Source organism: Cohnella phaseoli (assembly GCF_003386235.1).
In the GTDB taxonomy this organism is placed as follows: domain Bacteria; phylum Bacillota; class Bacilli; order Paenibacillales; family Paenibacillaceae; genus Cohnella; species Cohnella phaseoli.
The window spans coordinates 75,008-88,249 of sequence record NZ_QRDZ01000003.1 but is presented as its reverse complement, the minus strand read 5'-3'; the positions used below and the strand labels follow the sequence as shown (position 1 = coordinate 88,249).

General features: G+C 56.5%; 16 protein-coding genes. 6 read left to right on the top strand and 10 right to left on the bottom strand.

Annotated elements, in window-relative coordinates:
• Positions 1 to 36: 36 nt before the first annotated feature.
• The 4 genes from DFP98_RS04595 to DFP98_RS04580 all read right to left on the bottom strand — a co-directional run bounded on the left by DFP98_RS04595 (position 37) and on the right by DFP98_RS04580 (position 2,702).
• A complete protein-coding gene (locus DFP98_RS04595) occupies positions 37 to 465 on the bottom strand; it encodes a CoA-binding protein (RefSeq protein ID WP_116059390.1) in 429 nt (142 codons plus the stop codon).
• Positions 466 to 599: 134 nt separating this feature from the next.
• On the bottom strand, positions 600 to 1,892 hold the full coding sequence (aroA, locus tag DFP98_RS04590) for a 3-phosphoshikimate 1-carboxyvinyltransferase (RefSeq protein ID WP_116059389.1): 1,293 nt from the start codon (positions 1,890 to 1,892) through the stop codon (positions 600 to 602).
• Between the two features lie 25 nt (positions 1,893 to 1,917).
• Positions 1,918 to 2,307: a fluoride efflux transporter FluC gene (locus tag DFP98_RS04585; protein WP_116059388.1), complete on the bottom strand. Its 390-nt coding sequence runs from the start codon at positions 2,305 to 2,307 to the stop codon at positions 1,918 to 1,920.
• Positions 2,304 to 2,702: a fluoride efflux transporter FluC gene (locus tag DFP98_RS04580; protein ID WP_116059387.1), complete on the bottom strand. Its 399-nt coding sequence runs from the start codon at positions 2,700 to 2,702 to the stop codon at positions 2,304 to 2,306. The genes DFP98_RS04585 and DFP98_RS04580 overlap by 4 nt, the downstream gene beginning before the upstream one ends.
• An 85-nt stretch (positions 2,703 to 2,787) precedes the next feature.
• Here DFP98_RS04580 and DFP98_RS04575 point away from each other — a divergent pair, with 85 nt between their 5' ends.
• Positions 2,788 to 3,108 (top strand): rhodanese-like domain-containing protein, encoded by a 321-nt coding sequence (locus tag DFP98_RS04575; protein WP_116059707.1) that lies wholly within the window; start codon positions 2,788 to 2,790, stop codon positions 3,106 to 3,108.
• Here DFP98_RS04575 and DFP98_RS04570 read toward each other — a convergent pair.
• Positions 3,105 to 3,638, bottom strand: a complete 534-nt coding sequence (locus tag DFP98_RS04570; protein WP_246016416.1) for a shikimate kinase — start codon at positions 3,636 to 3,638, stop codon at positions 3,105 to 3,107. The two genes, DFP98_RS04575 and DFP98_RS04570, sit on opposite strands and share 4 nt — an antisense overlap.
• Before the next feature lie 352 nt (positions 3,639 to 3,990).
• Here DFP98_RS04570 and DFP98_RS04565 point away from each other — a divergent pair, with 352 nt between their 5' ends.
• A complete protein-coding gene (locus tag DFP98_RS04565) occupies positions 3,991 to 4,284 on the top strand; it encodes a hypothetical protein (protein WP_116059386.1) in 294 nt (97 codons plus the stop codon).
• On the opposite strand, the gene gndA is transcribed toward DFP98_RS04565, so the two are convergent.
• Positions 4,281 to 5,696, bottom strand: coding sequence for an NADP-dependent phosphogluconate dehydrogenase (gene gndA / locus DFP98_RS04560; protein ID WP_116059385.1), 1,416 nt, complete (start codon positions 5,694 to 5,696; stop codon positions 4,281 to 4,283). The genes DFP98_RS04565 and gndA overlap by 4 nt on opposite strands.
• A 183-nt stretch (positions 5,697 to 5,879) precedes the next feature.
• Here gndA and DFP98_RS04555 point away from each other — a divergent pair, with 183 nt between their 5' ends.
• Complete coding sequence (locus tag DFP98_RS04555) at positions 5,880 to 6,410, top strand: YceI family protein (protein WP_116059384.1); 531 nt, start codon at positions 5,880 to 5,882, stop codon at positions 6,408 to 6,410.
• Positions 6,411 to 6,522: 112 nt separating this feature from the next.
• Here DFP98_RS04555 and DFP98_RS04550 read toward each other — a convergent pair whose 3' ends face one another.
• The 4 genes from DFP98_RS04550 to DFP98_RS04535 all read right to left on the bottom strand — a co-directional run bounded on the left by DFP98_RS04550 (position 6,523) and on the right by DFP98_RS04535 (position 10,495).
• Positions 6,523 to 7,122: a hypothetical protein gene (locus tag DFP98_RS04550; RefSeq protein WP_116059705.1), complete on the bottom strand. Its 600-nt coding sequence runs from the start codon at positions 7,120 to 7,122 to the stop codon at positions 6,523 to 6,525.
• 125 nt (positions 7,123 to 7,247) lie between these two features.
• Positions 7,248 to 8,405: an ABC transporter permease gene (locus DFP98_RS04545; protein WP_181917489.1), complete on the bottom strand. Its 1,158-nt coding sequence runs from the start codon at positions 8,403 to 8,405 to the stop codon at positions 7,248 to 7,250.
• On the bottom strand, positions 8,402 to 9,532 hold the full coding sequence (locus tag DFP98_RS04540; protein WP_116059382.1) for an ABC transporter permease: 1,131 nt from the start codon (positions 9,530 to 9,532) through the stop codon (positions 8,402 to 8,404). Before DFP98_RS04540 ends, DFP98_RS04545 begins: the two co-directional genes overlap by 4 nt.
• 18 nt (positions 9,533 to 9,550) lie before the next feature.
• The gene (locus DFP98_RS04535) at positions 9,551 to 10,495 is read right to left on the bottom strand and encodes an ABC transporter ATP-binding protein (protein ID WP_116059381.1); all 945 of its coding nucleotides are present in this window, start codon (positions 10,493 to 10,495) and stop codon (positions 9,551 to 9,553) included.
• Positions 10,496 to 10,653: 158 nt separating this feature from the next.
• Here DFP98_RS04535 and DFP98_RS04530 point away from each other — a divergent pair, with 158 nt between their 5' ends.
• The 3 genes from DFP98_RS04530 to DFP98_RS04520 are packed head-to-tail and all read left to right on the top strand — an operon-like array spanning position 10,654 to position 13,105.
• Positions 10,654 to 11,811, top strand: coding sequence for a sensor histidine kinase (locus DFP98_RS04530; protein WP_116059380.1), 1,158 nt, complete (start codon positions 10,654 to 10,656; stop codon positions 11,809 to 11,811).
• On the top strand, positions 11,808 to 12,467 hold the full coding sequence (locus DFP98_RS04525; RefSeq protein WP_116059379.1) for a response regulator: 660 nt from the start codon (positions 11,808 to 11,810) through the stop codon (positions 12,465 to 12,467). The genes DFP98_RS04530 and DFP98_RS04525 overlap by 4 nt, the downstream gene beginning before the upstream one ends.
• Positions 12,464 to 13,105: a YktB family protein gene (locus DFP98_RS04520; protein ID WP_116059378.1), complete on the top strand. Its 642-nt coding sequence runs from the start codon at positions 12,464 to 12,466 to the stop codon at positions 13,103 to 13,105. Before DFP98_RS04525 ends, DFP98_RS04520 begins: the two co-directional genes overlap by 4 nt.
• Positions 13,106 to 13,242: the final 137 nt, after the last annotated feature.

Below are 13,242 nucleotides of genomic sequence, written 5' to 3'. Positions count from 1 at the left end.
TGACGACGGCGCCGCGGATGGGAACGGGCCAATTAATCAGGCTTTTCCGTTCGGCAGCAGAAGGGAATCCTCCACTTTAATACAGCGATCCATAATGACGTTAAGACCGCCTTCGGCAGCGATCGCTCCCGCTTCCTCGTTCAGAATGCCAAGCTGCAGCCATAGCGACTTGGCGCCGATCTCGACGGCCTCCCGCGCGATCGGAGGCGTATGCTCCGGGCGGCGGAATACGTTGACGATGTCGACCGGCTCCGGGATGTCCTTCAAGGAAGCGTACGCTTTCTCTCCCAGAATCGTCGTTGCCTTCGGATTAACCGGAATGATGCGATAGCCTTTGCGCTGCATCGCCTCCGACACCATATGCGAAGTCTTGGACGCATCGTCGGACAGACCGACGACGGCGATTACGGTCGATTGCTCCAAAATTTGCTTGATCTCTTCACGGGACGGATGAACGTAAGCCATTTAGCATGCCTCCCTTATTTTAACGATTCAGAATAGATAAGTTTCACGTACCTCTTTGTCTGAATCGTCTACGCAAATCTGCTCCGGCGCGTTTAGACGCCGAAGGCGTTTTTGCTTGGCGAACGGATTTTCGGTTAGTCTGTCCATTCAACCTGAGCGCCAAGCGACTTCAGATGGTCGAAGTAGATCGGATACGATTTGGCGACGTGGTGCGCGTCCTTGATGCGAATCGGACGAGCGGAACGAAGGCCGACAATCGTCAACGCCATAATGACGCGGTGATCGTAGTGCGCGTCGATCTCCACGCCCCCTTCTACGCCTTCCGGACGTCCATGAACGATGATCTCGTCCCGCTTCTCGTCGACCCGCGCTCCCGCCTTGCGCAGTTCCGTCAAGTAATCGGTAATGCGGTCGCATTCCTTGTAGCGCAGGTTTTCCACGTTATAGAAGCGAGAGGTTCCATCCGCGAACACGGCAGCGGCGACCATTGCCAGCACGCCGTCGGTGAACTCGTCCCCGTCGAACTCGCCCGCCGTAAGTTTGCCGTTGCCGCGGACATGCACGATACCGTTCTCGTGCGTAAGCGGTACGTTCATCGCCTTCAACACATCGACGACCGCACGCTCCCCTTGCTTGCTGTCTTCCTTCAGCCGGTGAACGACGACGTCCGACTCGGTGACGGCCGCGGCGGCAAGAATGGCTGCTGATCCCGGATAGTCGCCTTGGACCGTGTAGGTCTGAGCTTTGTATTTCTGCCTGCCGGGAACCCGAAAATGCATTAAATCCTCAGACGCCTCAATAACGATGCCCGCCTGCTCCAGCACCTCCAGCGTCTGGCCGACAACAACTTTCGATTTCAGATCGTGCAGCACTTCGATCTCGCTGTCCTCATCGAGCAACGGCGTCAAAAACAGCAGCGAGCTGAGGAACTGCGAGCTGACGCTGCCCGACACTTGAATTTTGCCGCCGCGAGGCTGACCGCCGCGAATCGTCATCGGCAGCCGACCGTTCTGATGCTCGATGCGCACGCCCATGCTTTCCAGCGCAGTAATCAGATCGTCATGAGGTCTCTTGCCAAGTGACGCCGGATAAGAGTTGACGAAGTGAACCTCCGGCAACAGCGCCGCCACCGACATAATGAATCTCAAAACCGCGCCCGCGTTGCCGACGTCCAGTTCCTTCGTCGGGCGCGGATGGCGTCCGAAGCCGGTAATGACGATTTTCTCGTCGTCCTCCTCGACGATCGCGCCGAGATCGCGAATGCAACGGCGCATCGCTTCGCCATCCTCGCTGTGCGCAGGATACAAAATCGTGCTTGTTCCTTCCGCCAGCGCGGAAACGAGCAAATAACGCGTCGTATAATTTTTGGAGGATAGCGCTTGAATTTCGCCGTTCAGTCTGCCAGTCGGGGTTACGATCATATCCATGTTCGATAAACACGCTCCTTAGAAGCTATAAATGATAAATCAGGCTGCCCGCGCCGACGCCGGCCGCAGTCAGCGCGAATCCGCCGACATACGTCGCGGCAAGGTACAGATAAAGCGTTCGCCTGGCGGCCCCGCCGCCGCGATACAGCGTCGCCTTCTGCACGTTAAGGGTAGAGTAAGTCGTCAGCCCGCCCAAAAAACCGATCCCGGTTAATGCATATACCGCAGCGTTGCGCTGCTCAAGCCCGATTCCGATCAGCACGCCCATCGCCAACGAACCGACAAGGTTGACGACCAGCGTACCGTAGAAACCCGGCTTGCCTTCAGCTGCGATCCAGCGGCCGACTCCGTAGCGGAGCAGCGCTCCCGCCGAGCCGCCCAAGCCGACCAGACATGTAAGACCAAAGCCGCTCATACTCGCCTCGCCCCTCTCTTACCTTTAGCGGTTCCAAGGGAGAGTCCTAGCGCAGCCAGCGCCCAGCCTGCCGCTGCGCTGATGAATACGTATGCCGCCGCGATGGCGTAGGCATGCTGCTCCAGCATAAGCCAGAGCTGCCCGTTAAACGCGCTGAACGTCGTATAAGCGCCGAGAAAGCCGGTTCCCAATAAATCCCCGGCCCAAGCCAAGGCGGGCTTGTCCGTTAACCAGCCGGTAAGCAGGCCCAGCAGCAGCGAGCCGGACAAGTTGATCAATGTCGTCGCCCACGGAAAGGCGTCCGAGGCTGCCGAGACGGGAAATAAAAATCCGATTCCATACCGCGCGAGCGCTCCCAGGCAACCCGCAAGCGCGACGCCAAGCGCGATTCTCATATCTCATACCGCCTATCGTTTGACAGCGCCGTGCGCAGTTTCTTATGATGAGGCTATATACTTCCTGATGGAAAGGCTGATTCTGATGAGTGACTATAGCACAATATCCGCCGAGGACTTGAAAGCCCGGCTGGATGCCGGGGAAACTCCCCATATGATCGACGTTCGCGAAGATTACGAGGTCGCGCAGGGCATGATTCCCGGAGCGCTGCACCTTCCGCTGGGCCAAGTGCCGCAACAGATCGATTCGATCACAAAGCATGAAGAAATCATTTTGATTTGCCGAAGCGGCGCCCGCAGCGACAGAGCCTGCCAATTTCTCGCTTCGCTCGGATACGAAGGCTCCGTCAACCTGATCGGCGGAATGCTCGCCTGGAACGAGCTCGAGCTGGGGGAAGAAGATTAAAGCCAGCCGTCCGGAAGTCCCCGCAGCAGCGCCTCGGCGACTTCTTCGGGCGACTTGTCCGACGTGTCCACCTTCGCATTCGCAAAATCGTAGGCATGCCGTCTTGATTCCAGCAGCTGCGTAACCCGCGCTTCGGCATCGCCGGCAAGCAGCGGTCTCGTTCCCGTCTCGGCGCTCGTCACGCGGCGGACGAGGCTCGCTTTGTCCGCCGTCAGCGCAACGACCCAACCGCGCTCCAGCATCTGCTGCCGATTGCTTTCGCGCAGCACGGCGCCCCCGCCGGTGGCGACGATTCGTCGCTCTCCGCTCAGCGCCTGTCGCACAGCCTGGCTCTCCCAATCCCGGAAAGCGGTCTCTCCGTCCTCCGCGAAGATTTGCGGAATGGACTTGTCCGCCGCCTTCACGATCTCTTCGTCCGTATCCAGACTCTCCCAGCCCAGACGCTCGGCCAGCAGACGGCTGACCGTCGATTTGCCGGTTCCCATGAAGCCGACAAGAATAATGTTGCGGCTAAAGCCTGTCCCGCTCACCACGCGTTCCCCATTCCTTATAAAGGTTAATTCAAAAAATCCGGTTTTGATCACGAAGTATTCCAATGAAGCCTACTCGACATCGAATCTTGAATTCAGCCGGATCTTCCGGTACTCACGTAGCTCCCACTACGCTCCGTTCCTCATCACCGGTCTTCATCCAAGCTTCTCGGTGCTGAAACCCGAATTGTTGAATTTTCATTGTAGAGGTTCATTCAAAAAGTCCGGTTTTGATCATTAAGTTTGATTTTTACTTTTTATCCATCATAGCATAACGATTCCAAGGTATAAAACGACGAGTTTTTCCGTAAGTTTGATAGTGTACAATCCTGTGCCCAAAGGGGATGACGCAGTGAACAACTACCGACCCCAACCGCCGTCCGAGCAGCCTCTCCGCCGCCTTCTCGACCCTTCCCATCCTTTGCAACGGGAGGACGTTCTGTGGGCGCTCGGCTTTATTAAGAAAAAAGTGGCCGATGGAGCCCCCGAATGGTCGGGACTCGATCGGCCACAGCTGCTTGCCCATTTTGCCTGCTTTGCGGACATGGCCTTGCTGCTGCTTCATCGGCGCAGCCCGAGCAGCCGGGAAACCGACTGCTTCCGCGCGATGCTGAGCGAGCTGCTGCCGCGCGGGCAAGAGCGTTAGGAATTGATCCAGTTGTGGTGGAACGTGCCTTCCTTGTCCACCCGCTTAAACGTGTGCGCGCCGAAATAGTCTCGTTGCGCTTGCAGCAGGTTGGCCGGAAGACGCTCCGAACGGTAGCTGTCATAGTACGCGAGCGCGCTCGCGAACGACGGTACCGGCACGCCGTATGCGACAGCCGTCGTGACAACTTCGCGCCATGCGTCCTGGTACGACTCGACGACGCCTTTGAAGTACTCGTCCAGCAGCAGGTTGCGCAGCTGCGGGTCGCGGTCGTAGGCGTCTTTGATGTTTTGCAGGAAACGCGCGCGGATGATGCAGCCGCCGCGGAAAATCATCGCAATATCCCCGTAACGCAGGTTCCAGCCGTACTCCTCGGAAGCGGCGCGCATTTGCGCGAAGCCCTGCGCGTAGGAGCAGATTTTGCTGGCGAACAACGCCTTGCGCACGCTCTCGATGAATGCCGTCTTGTCGCCTTGGAACGGCTTCGTTTGCGGCCCTTTAAGCACTTTGCTTGCAGCGACGCGCTCTTCCTTCATCGCGGAGAGGAAACGCGAGAATACCGATTCCGTAATGATCGACAGCGGTACGCCAAGGTCGAGCGCGCTCTGGCTCGTCCACTTGCCTGTGCCCTTCTGTCCAGCCGCGTCAAGAATGACGTCGACCATCGGCTTGCCGGTCTCGGAGTCCTTCTGCGCGAAAATATCGGTCGTAATCTCGATCAGGTAGCTGTCCAGCTCGCCTTTGTTCCACTCGCCGAAAATTTCGTGCAGCTCGTCCGTCGAAACGCCGAGTACGTCCTTCAGCAATTGGTAAGCTTCGCAGATGAGCTGCATGTCGCCGTACTCGATGCCGTTGTGCACCATTTTGACGTAGTGTCCGGCTCCGTCGGGTCCGATGTATGTACAGCACGGGTCTCCGTTCACCTTCGCGGAAATGCCGGTCAAAATCGGCTCGACAAGGCGATAAGCTTCCTCAGGTCCGCCCGGCATGATGGACGGGCCTTTCAGCGCGCCTTCTTCGCCGCCGGAGACGCCGGTTCCGATAAAGTGGAAGCCCTTCTCCGTCAGTTCCTTGCTGCGGCGCTGAGTATCCGGGAAGTAGGCGTTGCCGCCGTCGATAATGATATCGCCTTTATCCAGATGAGGCGTGAGAGAATCGATCGTCGCATCGGTGCCCGCTCCGGCTTGAACCATGATCAAAATTTTGCGGGGCTTCTCCAGAGAGTTCACGAACTCTTCGACTGAGTAAGAGCCGACAAGCTTCTTGCCTTGACCTTCCGTATTCAGCAGGTCTTCGGTCTTCTCTCTCGAACGGTTATACACCGCAACGGTGAATCCGCGGCTCTCGATGTTAAGGGCCAGATTGCGGCCCATGACGGCCAAGCCGACAACGCCAATGTTAGCTTTCGACATGATTTTCTTCATCCTTTAGCGCAAAAATTTTCACAATAAGACTATTGTACTCTTTTTGCCCGGAGATGAAAACCATCATTTGCTTTCCTGCGGTCGGCATTAAAAAGGCTGCAAAAAAACTCTTGCTTTTCTTCGTTACTTATTATTTAATAGTTAATATAAATTATAAAGGATGTGTTCATAATGGCAGCAAGCACTTGGAACTTGGATAAATCCCACAGCGGTATTACCTTCAGCGTAAGACACATGATGATTACGAACGTACGGGGCAGCTTTAACGACTTCGACGCCGTCGTATCCGCGGACGCGTCCGATCTGACAGGTCTGGAAGCTTCGCTCACGATCGACGTCAACAGCATCGACACCAAGGACGAAGGACGCGATGGCCATCTGAAATCTCCGGATTTCTTCAACGCCGAGCAATTCCCGCAAATCGCCTTCAAGAAGACGGCGCTCGTCGCTAAAGGCGGAGAAGATTACGCGCTAACCGGCGACCTGACGATCGCAGGCGTGACCAAATCCGTAACGTTGAACACCGAAATTTCCGGCCCTGCCAAAGATCCTTGGGGCAACACGAAGTTCGGCGTTGTCGCAGACGGCTCGATCAGCCGCTCCGAGTTCGGGTTGAGCTGGAACGCCGCGCTTGAGACGGGCGGATTTCTCGTCGGCGACGCCATCAAAATCCATATCGAGCTCGAGTTCGCCCAAGCTTAATCCGACCTCGTACAACCGAAACGACAGAAAAAGCGGAGCCATCGTCTTCTCAGATGATGCTCCGCTTTTGATATATGGAGGAGAAAATATCGAGGTTAAGGATTTACGGGCGCTACAGCTCCAGCTGCAGCATTTCCAGCCTCATCGTCTTCAGCTTTTCTTTGCTCGTCTCTGCTGCTTCCTGCCATCCGTTCTGAATCGCTTCGTGAAGCACGGCAAGCTCGTAATCGATTTCAAGCCGCAGAACTCCCGCTCGCAGCTCAGCCCTGTTCGACTTGAACGCTTGCACCATGTCTTCCACCGTTACCTGTGGTCTCTTCTGGAAAATAATGCGATGCTCCATGCCGGACACCTCCACGAGTCGGATAATTTCGCCAAACATGATATTCTCGATTCTAAGCACCTGGCGATCATGAATTCGCTTGACGACGGCGTGGCCGCGGGAATCGTTGATCAGCTTTTCGATCCATAAGGAAAGCTTCTCGTCTCTGACCAAGTAATCCCCCACCATTTTGTAGCGGCCCATCGTTCTGAGAAATCTCAGCTTCAGGAGCTTGCGCCCCGTTCGCACCGACACAATAAAATGATGCTCGCTTTCGTTCCAGTACAAGGAATAACCGTCCTGAATCAGCTCGCGGATCAAGTTCTGGATTTGCCTGCGGTCGAAGCGAAGCTCCAGATTGCAATATTCCACTTCATAGCTCCGGTTCACGGCCATCCCTCCTCCCACCTTGCGCGCATGGCATGAGACGTTGACCGAATTGTCAGAATATTGTGTCTTACTTCTATCTTATACTTCATTGTATGTTATGGCAACTTGGTTTCTTGACTATTTTTTTAGCGCTCCGCCGGACGAAGCGCATAAGAGCCGAAGGCGAGCAGCACGGCGGCGAACAACGCCAGCACGCCCAGCTGAAGTCCGATGCCGGACAGCGTTTGGCCGGACGAAGCTTGATCGAGCGCTGCGATCGCCCATCTCTGCGGCGTGAAGTTCGCCAGCTTCTGCATGAACTCCGGCATCATCGCAAGCGGCCAGAAGCAGCCGCCAATCATGCAGGTCGGAATGACGATCATATTGTTGATGCTGCCGAGCATCGCGCTGTTTTTCACCAGCGCCGCCGCAGCGGAAGACAAACCGACGGCAGCCAGCAGGAAGCATTCCATTACCGAGAGGAGCACGCCGAACGGCACGCCCAGATCAAACCCGATCACATAACGCGTCACGATCAGAATAAGAACGAGCTGTAAGGTTCCAAGAAGAAAACAGCCGAGGAAGTTGCCTACGGCGATCTCTATCGCACGGATCGGCGCCACGAACATTCTGGCCATCGTCCGGTTGTCGCGATCTTCGACGACTCCGTGAATAGATTGGTTCACCAGCATCATCACAAACAAGAGCATAAGTCCGACGACGAGCACGTAGGCATTGTCGGTCTCATGAACAAGCCGCTCCCGTTCGACGCGCAGCCCTTCCGTCGTCTGTCGTTCAAGCAATGTCCGCGCAAGCGCCTCCCGATTCTCGGGGCGCTCCTCCGCGGCGGCGGCCAGCGCGATCGAGCCCGCCAGCCGATCCGTCGTCTCCGACAACGCCAAGCTTAGCGATACGTTCCACTGCTTTTCGTTTTTGCGGATAAGCTGGACTGCCGTTTCCTCGCCGCTCAACAGCCTGTCGGTGAAACCGGGAGGAATATAGACCAGCGCCCCCCACTCTCCGTCGTACACCTTGCTCTTCAACTGCTCCAGGTCGCTTGAGGCTCCGTTCTGCTCCAGCAAATCGTAGATTTCGTCGGAACGGATCGCAGCCGCGACGTGCTGGCCGAGCCAGCCGCCGTCCTCGTTCAGCAGCGCGACGGGAATGCGCTCACCGGTTGTTCGGCCGAATAGACCGACGATTCCCGAGATGATCAGGATAGGGAGCAGCACTAGCGTAAGCAGCGCTTTGCGGTTACCGACCGTTCTGCGTATTTGAAGCCGGGCAATGATGAGACTTTTCACGATAACGCCACCGCCTTTCGAAATCTGAGCATGGCCGCCGCCATAATGATAACTGTAATCGTTCCGAGAATGAGCGCGTCCTGCCAGCCTTCGCCCAACGTTCCGCCCGCCATCAACCGGCGAAGCGCTTCATTGGCCCAATGATTGATCGTAAACTTGCCAATCTCGCGCATGCCCGGTCCGAGATCGGCGATCATTCCGCCGCTTAGGAAAGTCATCGATGTAATAACGAGGCTGAAGATCGATTCGATCGTCCTCCGGCTGCGGGTGAAGGATGCGACGAGAATTGCAAAGCCGATCGCAGCCGCGGCTACAAGCGCACAAACAATCGCGATCGCGCCGTAGCTCCCTCCCCAATCGACGCCGTATACCGCCTTGGTGAAGCCGACGATCACGGCAGCCTGCAAACAGGCGAACAGAGCGGATCCCAGCAACTTGCCGAACAACAGAACGTTCAAGGATACGGGCATCGAATATAGGCGCAGCAGCGTTCCCTTTTGCCGTTCATCGGTCAGCCCGAGCGCTGCGGACATGCCTGAATACAGCAGAAACATGATCAGATAGGCAACCGAATAATATTGTACAGCCGAAAAGTTATTGAAATCCGTCGTGTTCCGGGTACTCAATGTACCGATCTGCACCCTCTCCGCGGCGGCAGCACGGGCCATGCTCGCTTCGAGCGCTTCGCCGGACAGGTTCGGAATCGCAGCGGCAGCCGTCCGGCGCACATTCGCGTCCGCGACGAACCGATTCAGGACGGATTCGGCGACTAAATTGCGTTCTGTGAACTGTCCGGGATAATAACGGACGCCTTCCGCGGTCAGCGCAAACCCGAAATCCGCCTTGCCCTTGCGCACATCCTCGCGAACCTCGTTCTCGCTGGCTCGCGTCAGCGCACGGACATAGCCCGCAACCCCCGGGGAAGCCATATAGCGTTCCGCGGCTTCGCCGAGCGGGCTCCCGCTCTCGACGGATACGGATAGATCGATCGGTTCAAGATCGCTTTCCAAAGCGTTGCCAAGCAAGAAAATGAGCATCAGCGGCAATCCCAGCATCATTAGAATAACGGTGCGGATTCGGCATAGCCGGACAACCTCGTTCCAGGCTACCCACAGGGTCAATCTCATTTCGCATCCTCCTCCCCGCTAAGCTTTGTCCCGCAGCGTCCGGCCCGTCAGCGTCAAAAACAGGCTTTCCAAATCCGGCTCGACGCGGGTCAGCTTCTGCAGCTTTAATTCATGCTTGGTCAAAATAAACAAAATATCCTGCAAATACGTCTGCGATTCCTGCAGCACCAGCTCCAACTGTGAATCCTCGCGTTTCTGAAAGGAGGTCACCCGGGGATGACTGCGAATTTCGGCTGCGGCTTCATCCGTCAGACGATTTGTCTCGAGCATCAGCCGCTCCTCCAGACCGGCCTGAAGGATCAATTCCTCCTTCGTTCCGTGCGCGACCAGCCTGCCTTGATCCATGATCCCGATTTTGGTGCTGATCGCCTCGACTTCTTCCATGTAATGACTCGTGTAGATGACGGTCGAACCCATCTCGTTCAGCTTTTTGACCGATTCCAAAATATGATTGCGCGACTGCGGATCGATGCCGACGGTCGGTTCGTCCATGATGATCAGCTTCGGCCGGTGCATAATGGCGCAAGCGATGTTCAGTCGCCGCTTCATGCCCCCGGAGAAAGTAACCGGCCTGCCCTTGGCGAAATCCTGCAGCCCCGTAAACTCCAGCGCCTCCTCTACTCTTTCCTTAAGCAGATTTCCTCTTAGCCCGTATAACTTACCGAAAAACGTCACGTTTTCCCTGGCCGACAGCTGCTCGTAGATGGCCAGCTCTTGCGGCACAAGCCCGATTCTGCTTTTGGTTTCAAGCGGACGCTTCGCAACGGAATAGCCGTCAAGCGCGATCTCCCCGCCATCCATCGGCAGCAGGCCGGAGAGCAGATGGATCGTCGTGCTTTTCCCCGCGCCGTTGGGGCCGAGCAAGCCGAAAATCTCCCCCTCCGCAATGTCCAGGTTTAGGTGATTAACGCTGATTTTCGTATCGTATTTTTTAACGACGTTTTTGAATTGCACGAACGTCATGCCGACAGCCCCTCTCTGACTTGTTGACTTCATTATAGGGGATCGGCGATTCGCCGACAGGTATACTGAGTCACCGCTTTTCGCGCGTCGAGGTGACAAAAGTCATTTCTTGAATGCTATAATGGGAATCACTCAGGCATTACGGAAGGAGTTCCCTCATGAGGCACCCTCTTGTCTGGCTTCAGCACCTTCTGGTCGCGGCGCCCGCGATCGCCACGCTCTACGAAGTCGACATCCCCTCAGTCGGAAAATACGTCGCTTGCATTCTTCTGGCGCTGCTGTACTCGCGATTGCTGCTGCCGGCCCGCAAGCTCGCGATGCTGCTCATTCCGCTCGGTATGATCGCTTTCTCGCTGCTTTATCACGAATATGGGGGACTGCTCTATTTTCTCCAGTACTCCTTGCTCGTCACCGCCGTTCTGTGCTTAAACAAACCGGTCGAGCTTGGCGTTGCGCTCCTTCTATCCGCCGTGGTTCTCAACTCCGGTGTGGATCGACTTCCCGCTGGCACAGTCTGGACGATGAACATCGTCTGGCTGATTGTCGCACTGTTCGTCGCCGCCGTCTTCTTGCAGAAGCGTCAGGCCGAGCGATTGGAAAATGCGGTTGAGGCGCTCGCGGGCAGCCAAGAGCAGCTTGAGCAGGAGCGAGCGCGCGCGATGGAATATGCTCGCAAGGTGGAGGATTATGCGCAGGTCCAGGAACGCAGCCGAATCGCCACCGAGCTGCACGACGATCTAGGCCACAGGCTGATCCGGGTGAAAATGATGACCGAGGCGGCGCTCCAGCTCATGGAACGCAATCCGGCTCAAGCGACGGGGCTGATCGAGCAGGTGCGCGGACAGTTGGAAGAAAGCATGAACAATATGCGGTACACGGTTCGGAAGCTGCAGCCCGTCGATTCCGCAGGCGCGAGAAGATATGCGCTGCATCGCCTAATCGAGGACGCGGCGAGAGATTTGCGGATCGAGGTCGATTTTGCGGTAACCGGCAACCCGTTCCCGCTCTATCCGAGTCTGGAGTTCGTGCTGTACCGGAACGCCCAGGAGGCGATTACCAATGCAGTCCGGCACGGCGGCGCTACCGCGGTCGAGGTCGGGCTCGATTTCGCGGAGGACCGGATCGCCATGAACATTTCCAACAACGGCAAGCCTCCCGGTCAGCTCGCTCCGGGTATGGGGATTAAAGGAATGCAAGACAGATTGGCCGTTGTCGGCGGACAGCTCCGCATCGCCATGGAGCCTCGGTTCGTCCTGTCGACGATCGTTCCGTACTCACGAACGCGGCCAGCGCAGGAAAAGGGGATTTTGTCATGATTCAATTGGTTATTGTGGACGACGATCCGTTCATTCGGGAAAGCTTAAAGCTCATTCTCGACCTGGACCCCGATCTAACGGTTATCGGCACATGCGGAGACGGCGAGGAAGGTTACCGATTCGTCAAGGAGCATCCGGAGACGGACATCGTTCTGATGGACATTCGCATGCCGGGATGCGACGGCGTTGAAGGGACGCGCAAGCTGAAAACGCTGGACAAGCCGCCGGCGGTGCTTATTCTGACCACCTTCGACGACGACGAATATATCGTGCAGGCGATCCGCAACGGCGCCAACGGCTACTTGCTCAAAAACGTGCCGCCGGCCCGGATCGTCTCCGGGATCAAGTCGGTCGTCGAAGGCAACCATCTTATCCATCCGGACATCGCCCGCAAGCTGGCCGGCCTGCTGGACCAGCGGGATTCGCGCGAGTCTGCCGGCGGAGCGGCCAAGAGACTAGCGGATTCCGGACTTACCCCGGCGGAGCAGGATATCGTTCGTCATATTGCCGACGGCAAATCCAACAAAGAAATCGCCGGAGCGATGTTTCTTAGCGAAGGTACGGTGAAAAATTACATCTCTGAAATTTTAGGAAAGCTGGGCCTTCGGGACCGCACTCAGATCGCTATTTTTTATTTGAAGGAGTCAAGAGCATGAGCGTAATCGCAACGGATAGTTTCACAGGGTTCGAGGACAAGGATTTCGAGGTGTTCGAAATTGAAGGGCTGGAGGCGCGCATGGAGGCGCTGATCGCCCGGGTACGGCCGAAATTTCATCAGTTGGGAGAGCGTATGACGCCGTTTTTGACCGAGGCTTGCGGCGAAGAAATGTTTACGCATGTCGCCAAACACGCCAGAAGAACCGTTAACCCGCCGAACGACTCGTGGGTCGCCTTCGCCCCCAATAAAAGAGGATACAAGGCTCACCCTCACTTCCAGATCGGCCTCTGGTCGACGCACGTCTTCGTGCAATTCGCGGTCATTTACGAATGCCCGAGCAAGGATCAGTTCGCCGAGCGGGCACTGGCTGAGCTGTCGTCGATTCGCGGCTCTGTCCCTTCGTCATATGTATGGTCGAAGGACCATATGGTGCCGACGGGTTTGGTTCACGGAGAGCTGGCAGACGACGAGCTTAAGGAGCTGTTTACGCGACTGAAAACGGTCAAAGCCGCCGAGCTGACCTGCGGCATTCACATTCAGCGCGGCGATCCGCTGCTGGCCGACGGAGAAGCGTTCATGAAACGCGCCGAAGACACGTTCCGCACGCTGCTGCCTCTGTATCGGATGGCGCTGTAAGGCGAAGGGCTGCCCCATAAGCATGTCAAGTTGCTCTGAAAGATAATCGATAACAAAGATGAAAGGTGTATATACCTTTCTTTGTCTGTCGATTATTTCAAGTCAACTGCTTATGGGGCAGCCCCCCGTACTTATGG

Bases quoted from the DNA above. Each gene is read 5' to 3' on its own strand.
- DFP98_RS04595 (WP_116059390.1), bottom strand. From the start codon at position 465: ATGGCTTACGTTCATCCGTCCCGTGAAGAGATCAAGCAAATTTTGGAG.
- aroA (WP_116059389.1), bottom strand. From the start codon at position 1,892: ATGGATATGATCGTAACCCCGACTGGCAGACTGAACGGCGAAATTCAA.
- DFP98_RS04585 (WP_116059388.1), bottom strand. From the start codon at position 2,307: ATGAGCGGCTTTGGTCTTACATGTCTGGTCGGCTTGGGCGGCTCGGCG.
- DFP98_RS04580 (WP_116059387.1), bottom strand. From the start codon at position 2,702: ATGAGAATCGCGCTTGGCGTCGCGCTTGCGGGTTGCCTGGGAGCGCTC.
- DFP98_RS04575 (WP_116059707.1), top strand. From the start codon at position 2,788: ATGAGTGACTATAGCACAATATCCGCCGAGGACTTGAAAGCCCGGCTG.
- gndA (WP_116059385.1), bottom strand. From the start codon at position 5,696: ATGTCGAAAGCTAACATTGGCGTTGTCGGCTTGGCCGTCATGGGCCGC.
- DFP98_RS04555 (WP_116059384.1), top strand. From the start codon at position 5,880: ATGGCAGCAAGCACTTGGAACTTGGATAAATCCCACAGCGGTATTACC.
- DFP98_RS04540 (WP_116059382.1), bottom strand. From the start codon at position 9,532: ATGAGATTGACCCTGTGGGTAGCCTGGAACGAGGTTGTCCGGCTATGC.
- DFP98_RS04535 (WP_116059381.1), bottom strand. From the start codon at position 10,495: ATGACGTTCGTGCAATTCAAAAACGTCGTTAAAAAATACGATACGAAA.
- DFP98_RS04530 (WP_116059380.1), top strand. From the start codon at position 10,654: ATGAGGCACCCTCTTGTCTGGCTTCAGCACCTTCTGGTCGCGGCGCCC.
- DFP98_RS04525 (WP_116059379.1), top strand. From the start codon at position 11,808: ATGATTCAATTGGTTATTGTGGACGACGATCCGTTCATTCGGGAAAGC.
- DFP98_RS04520 (WP_116059378.1), top strand. From the start codon at position 12,464: ATGAGCGTAATCGCAACGGATAGTTTCACAGGGTTCGAGGACAAGGAT.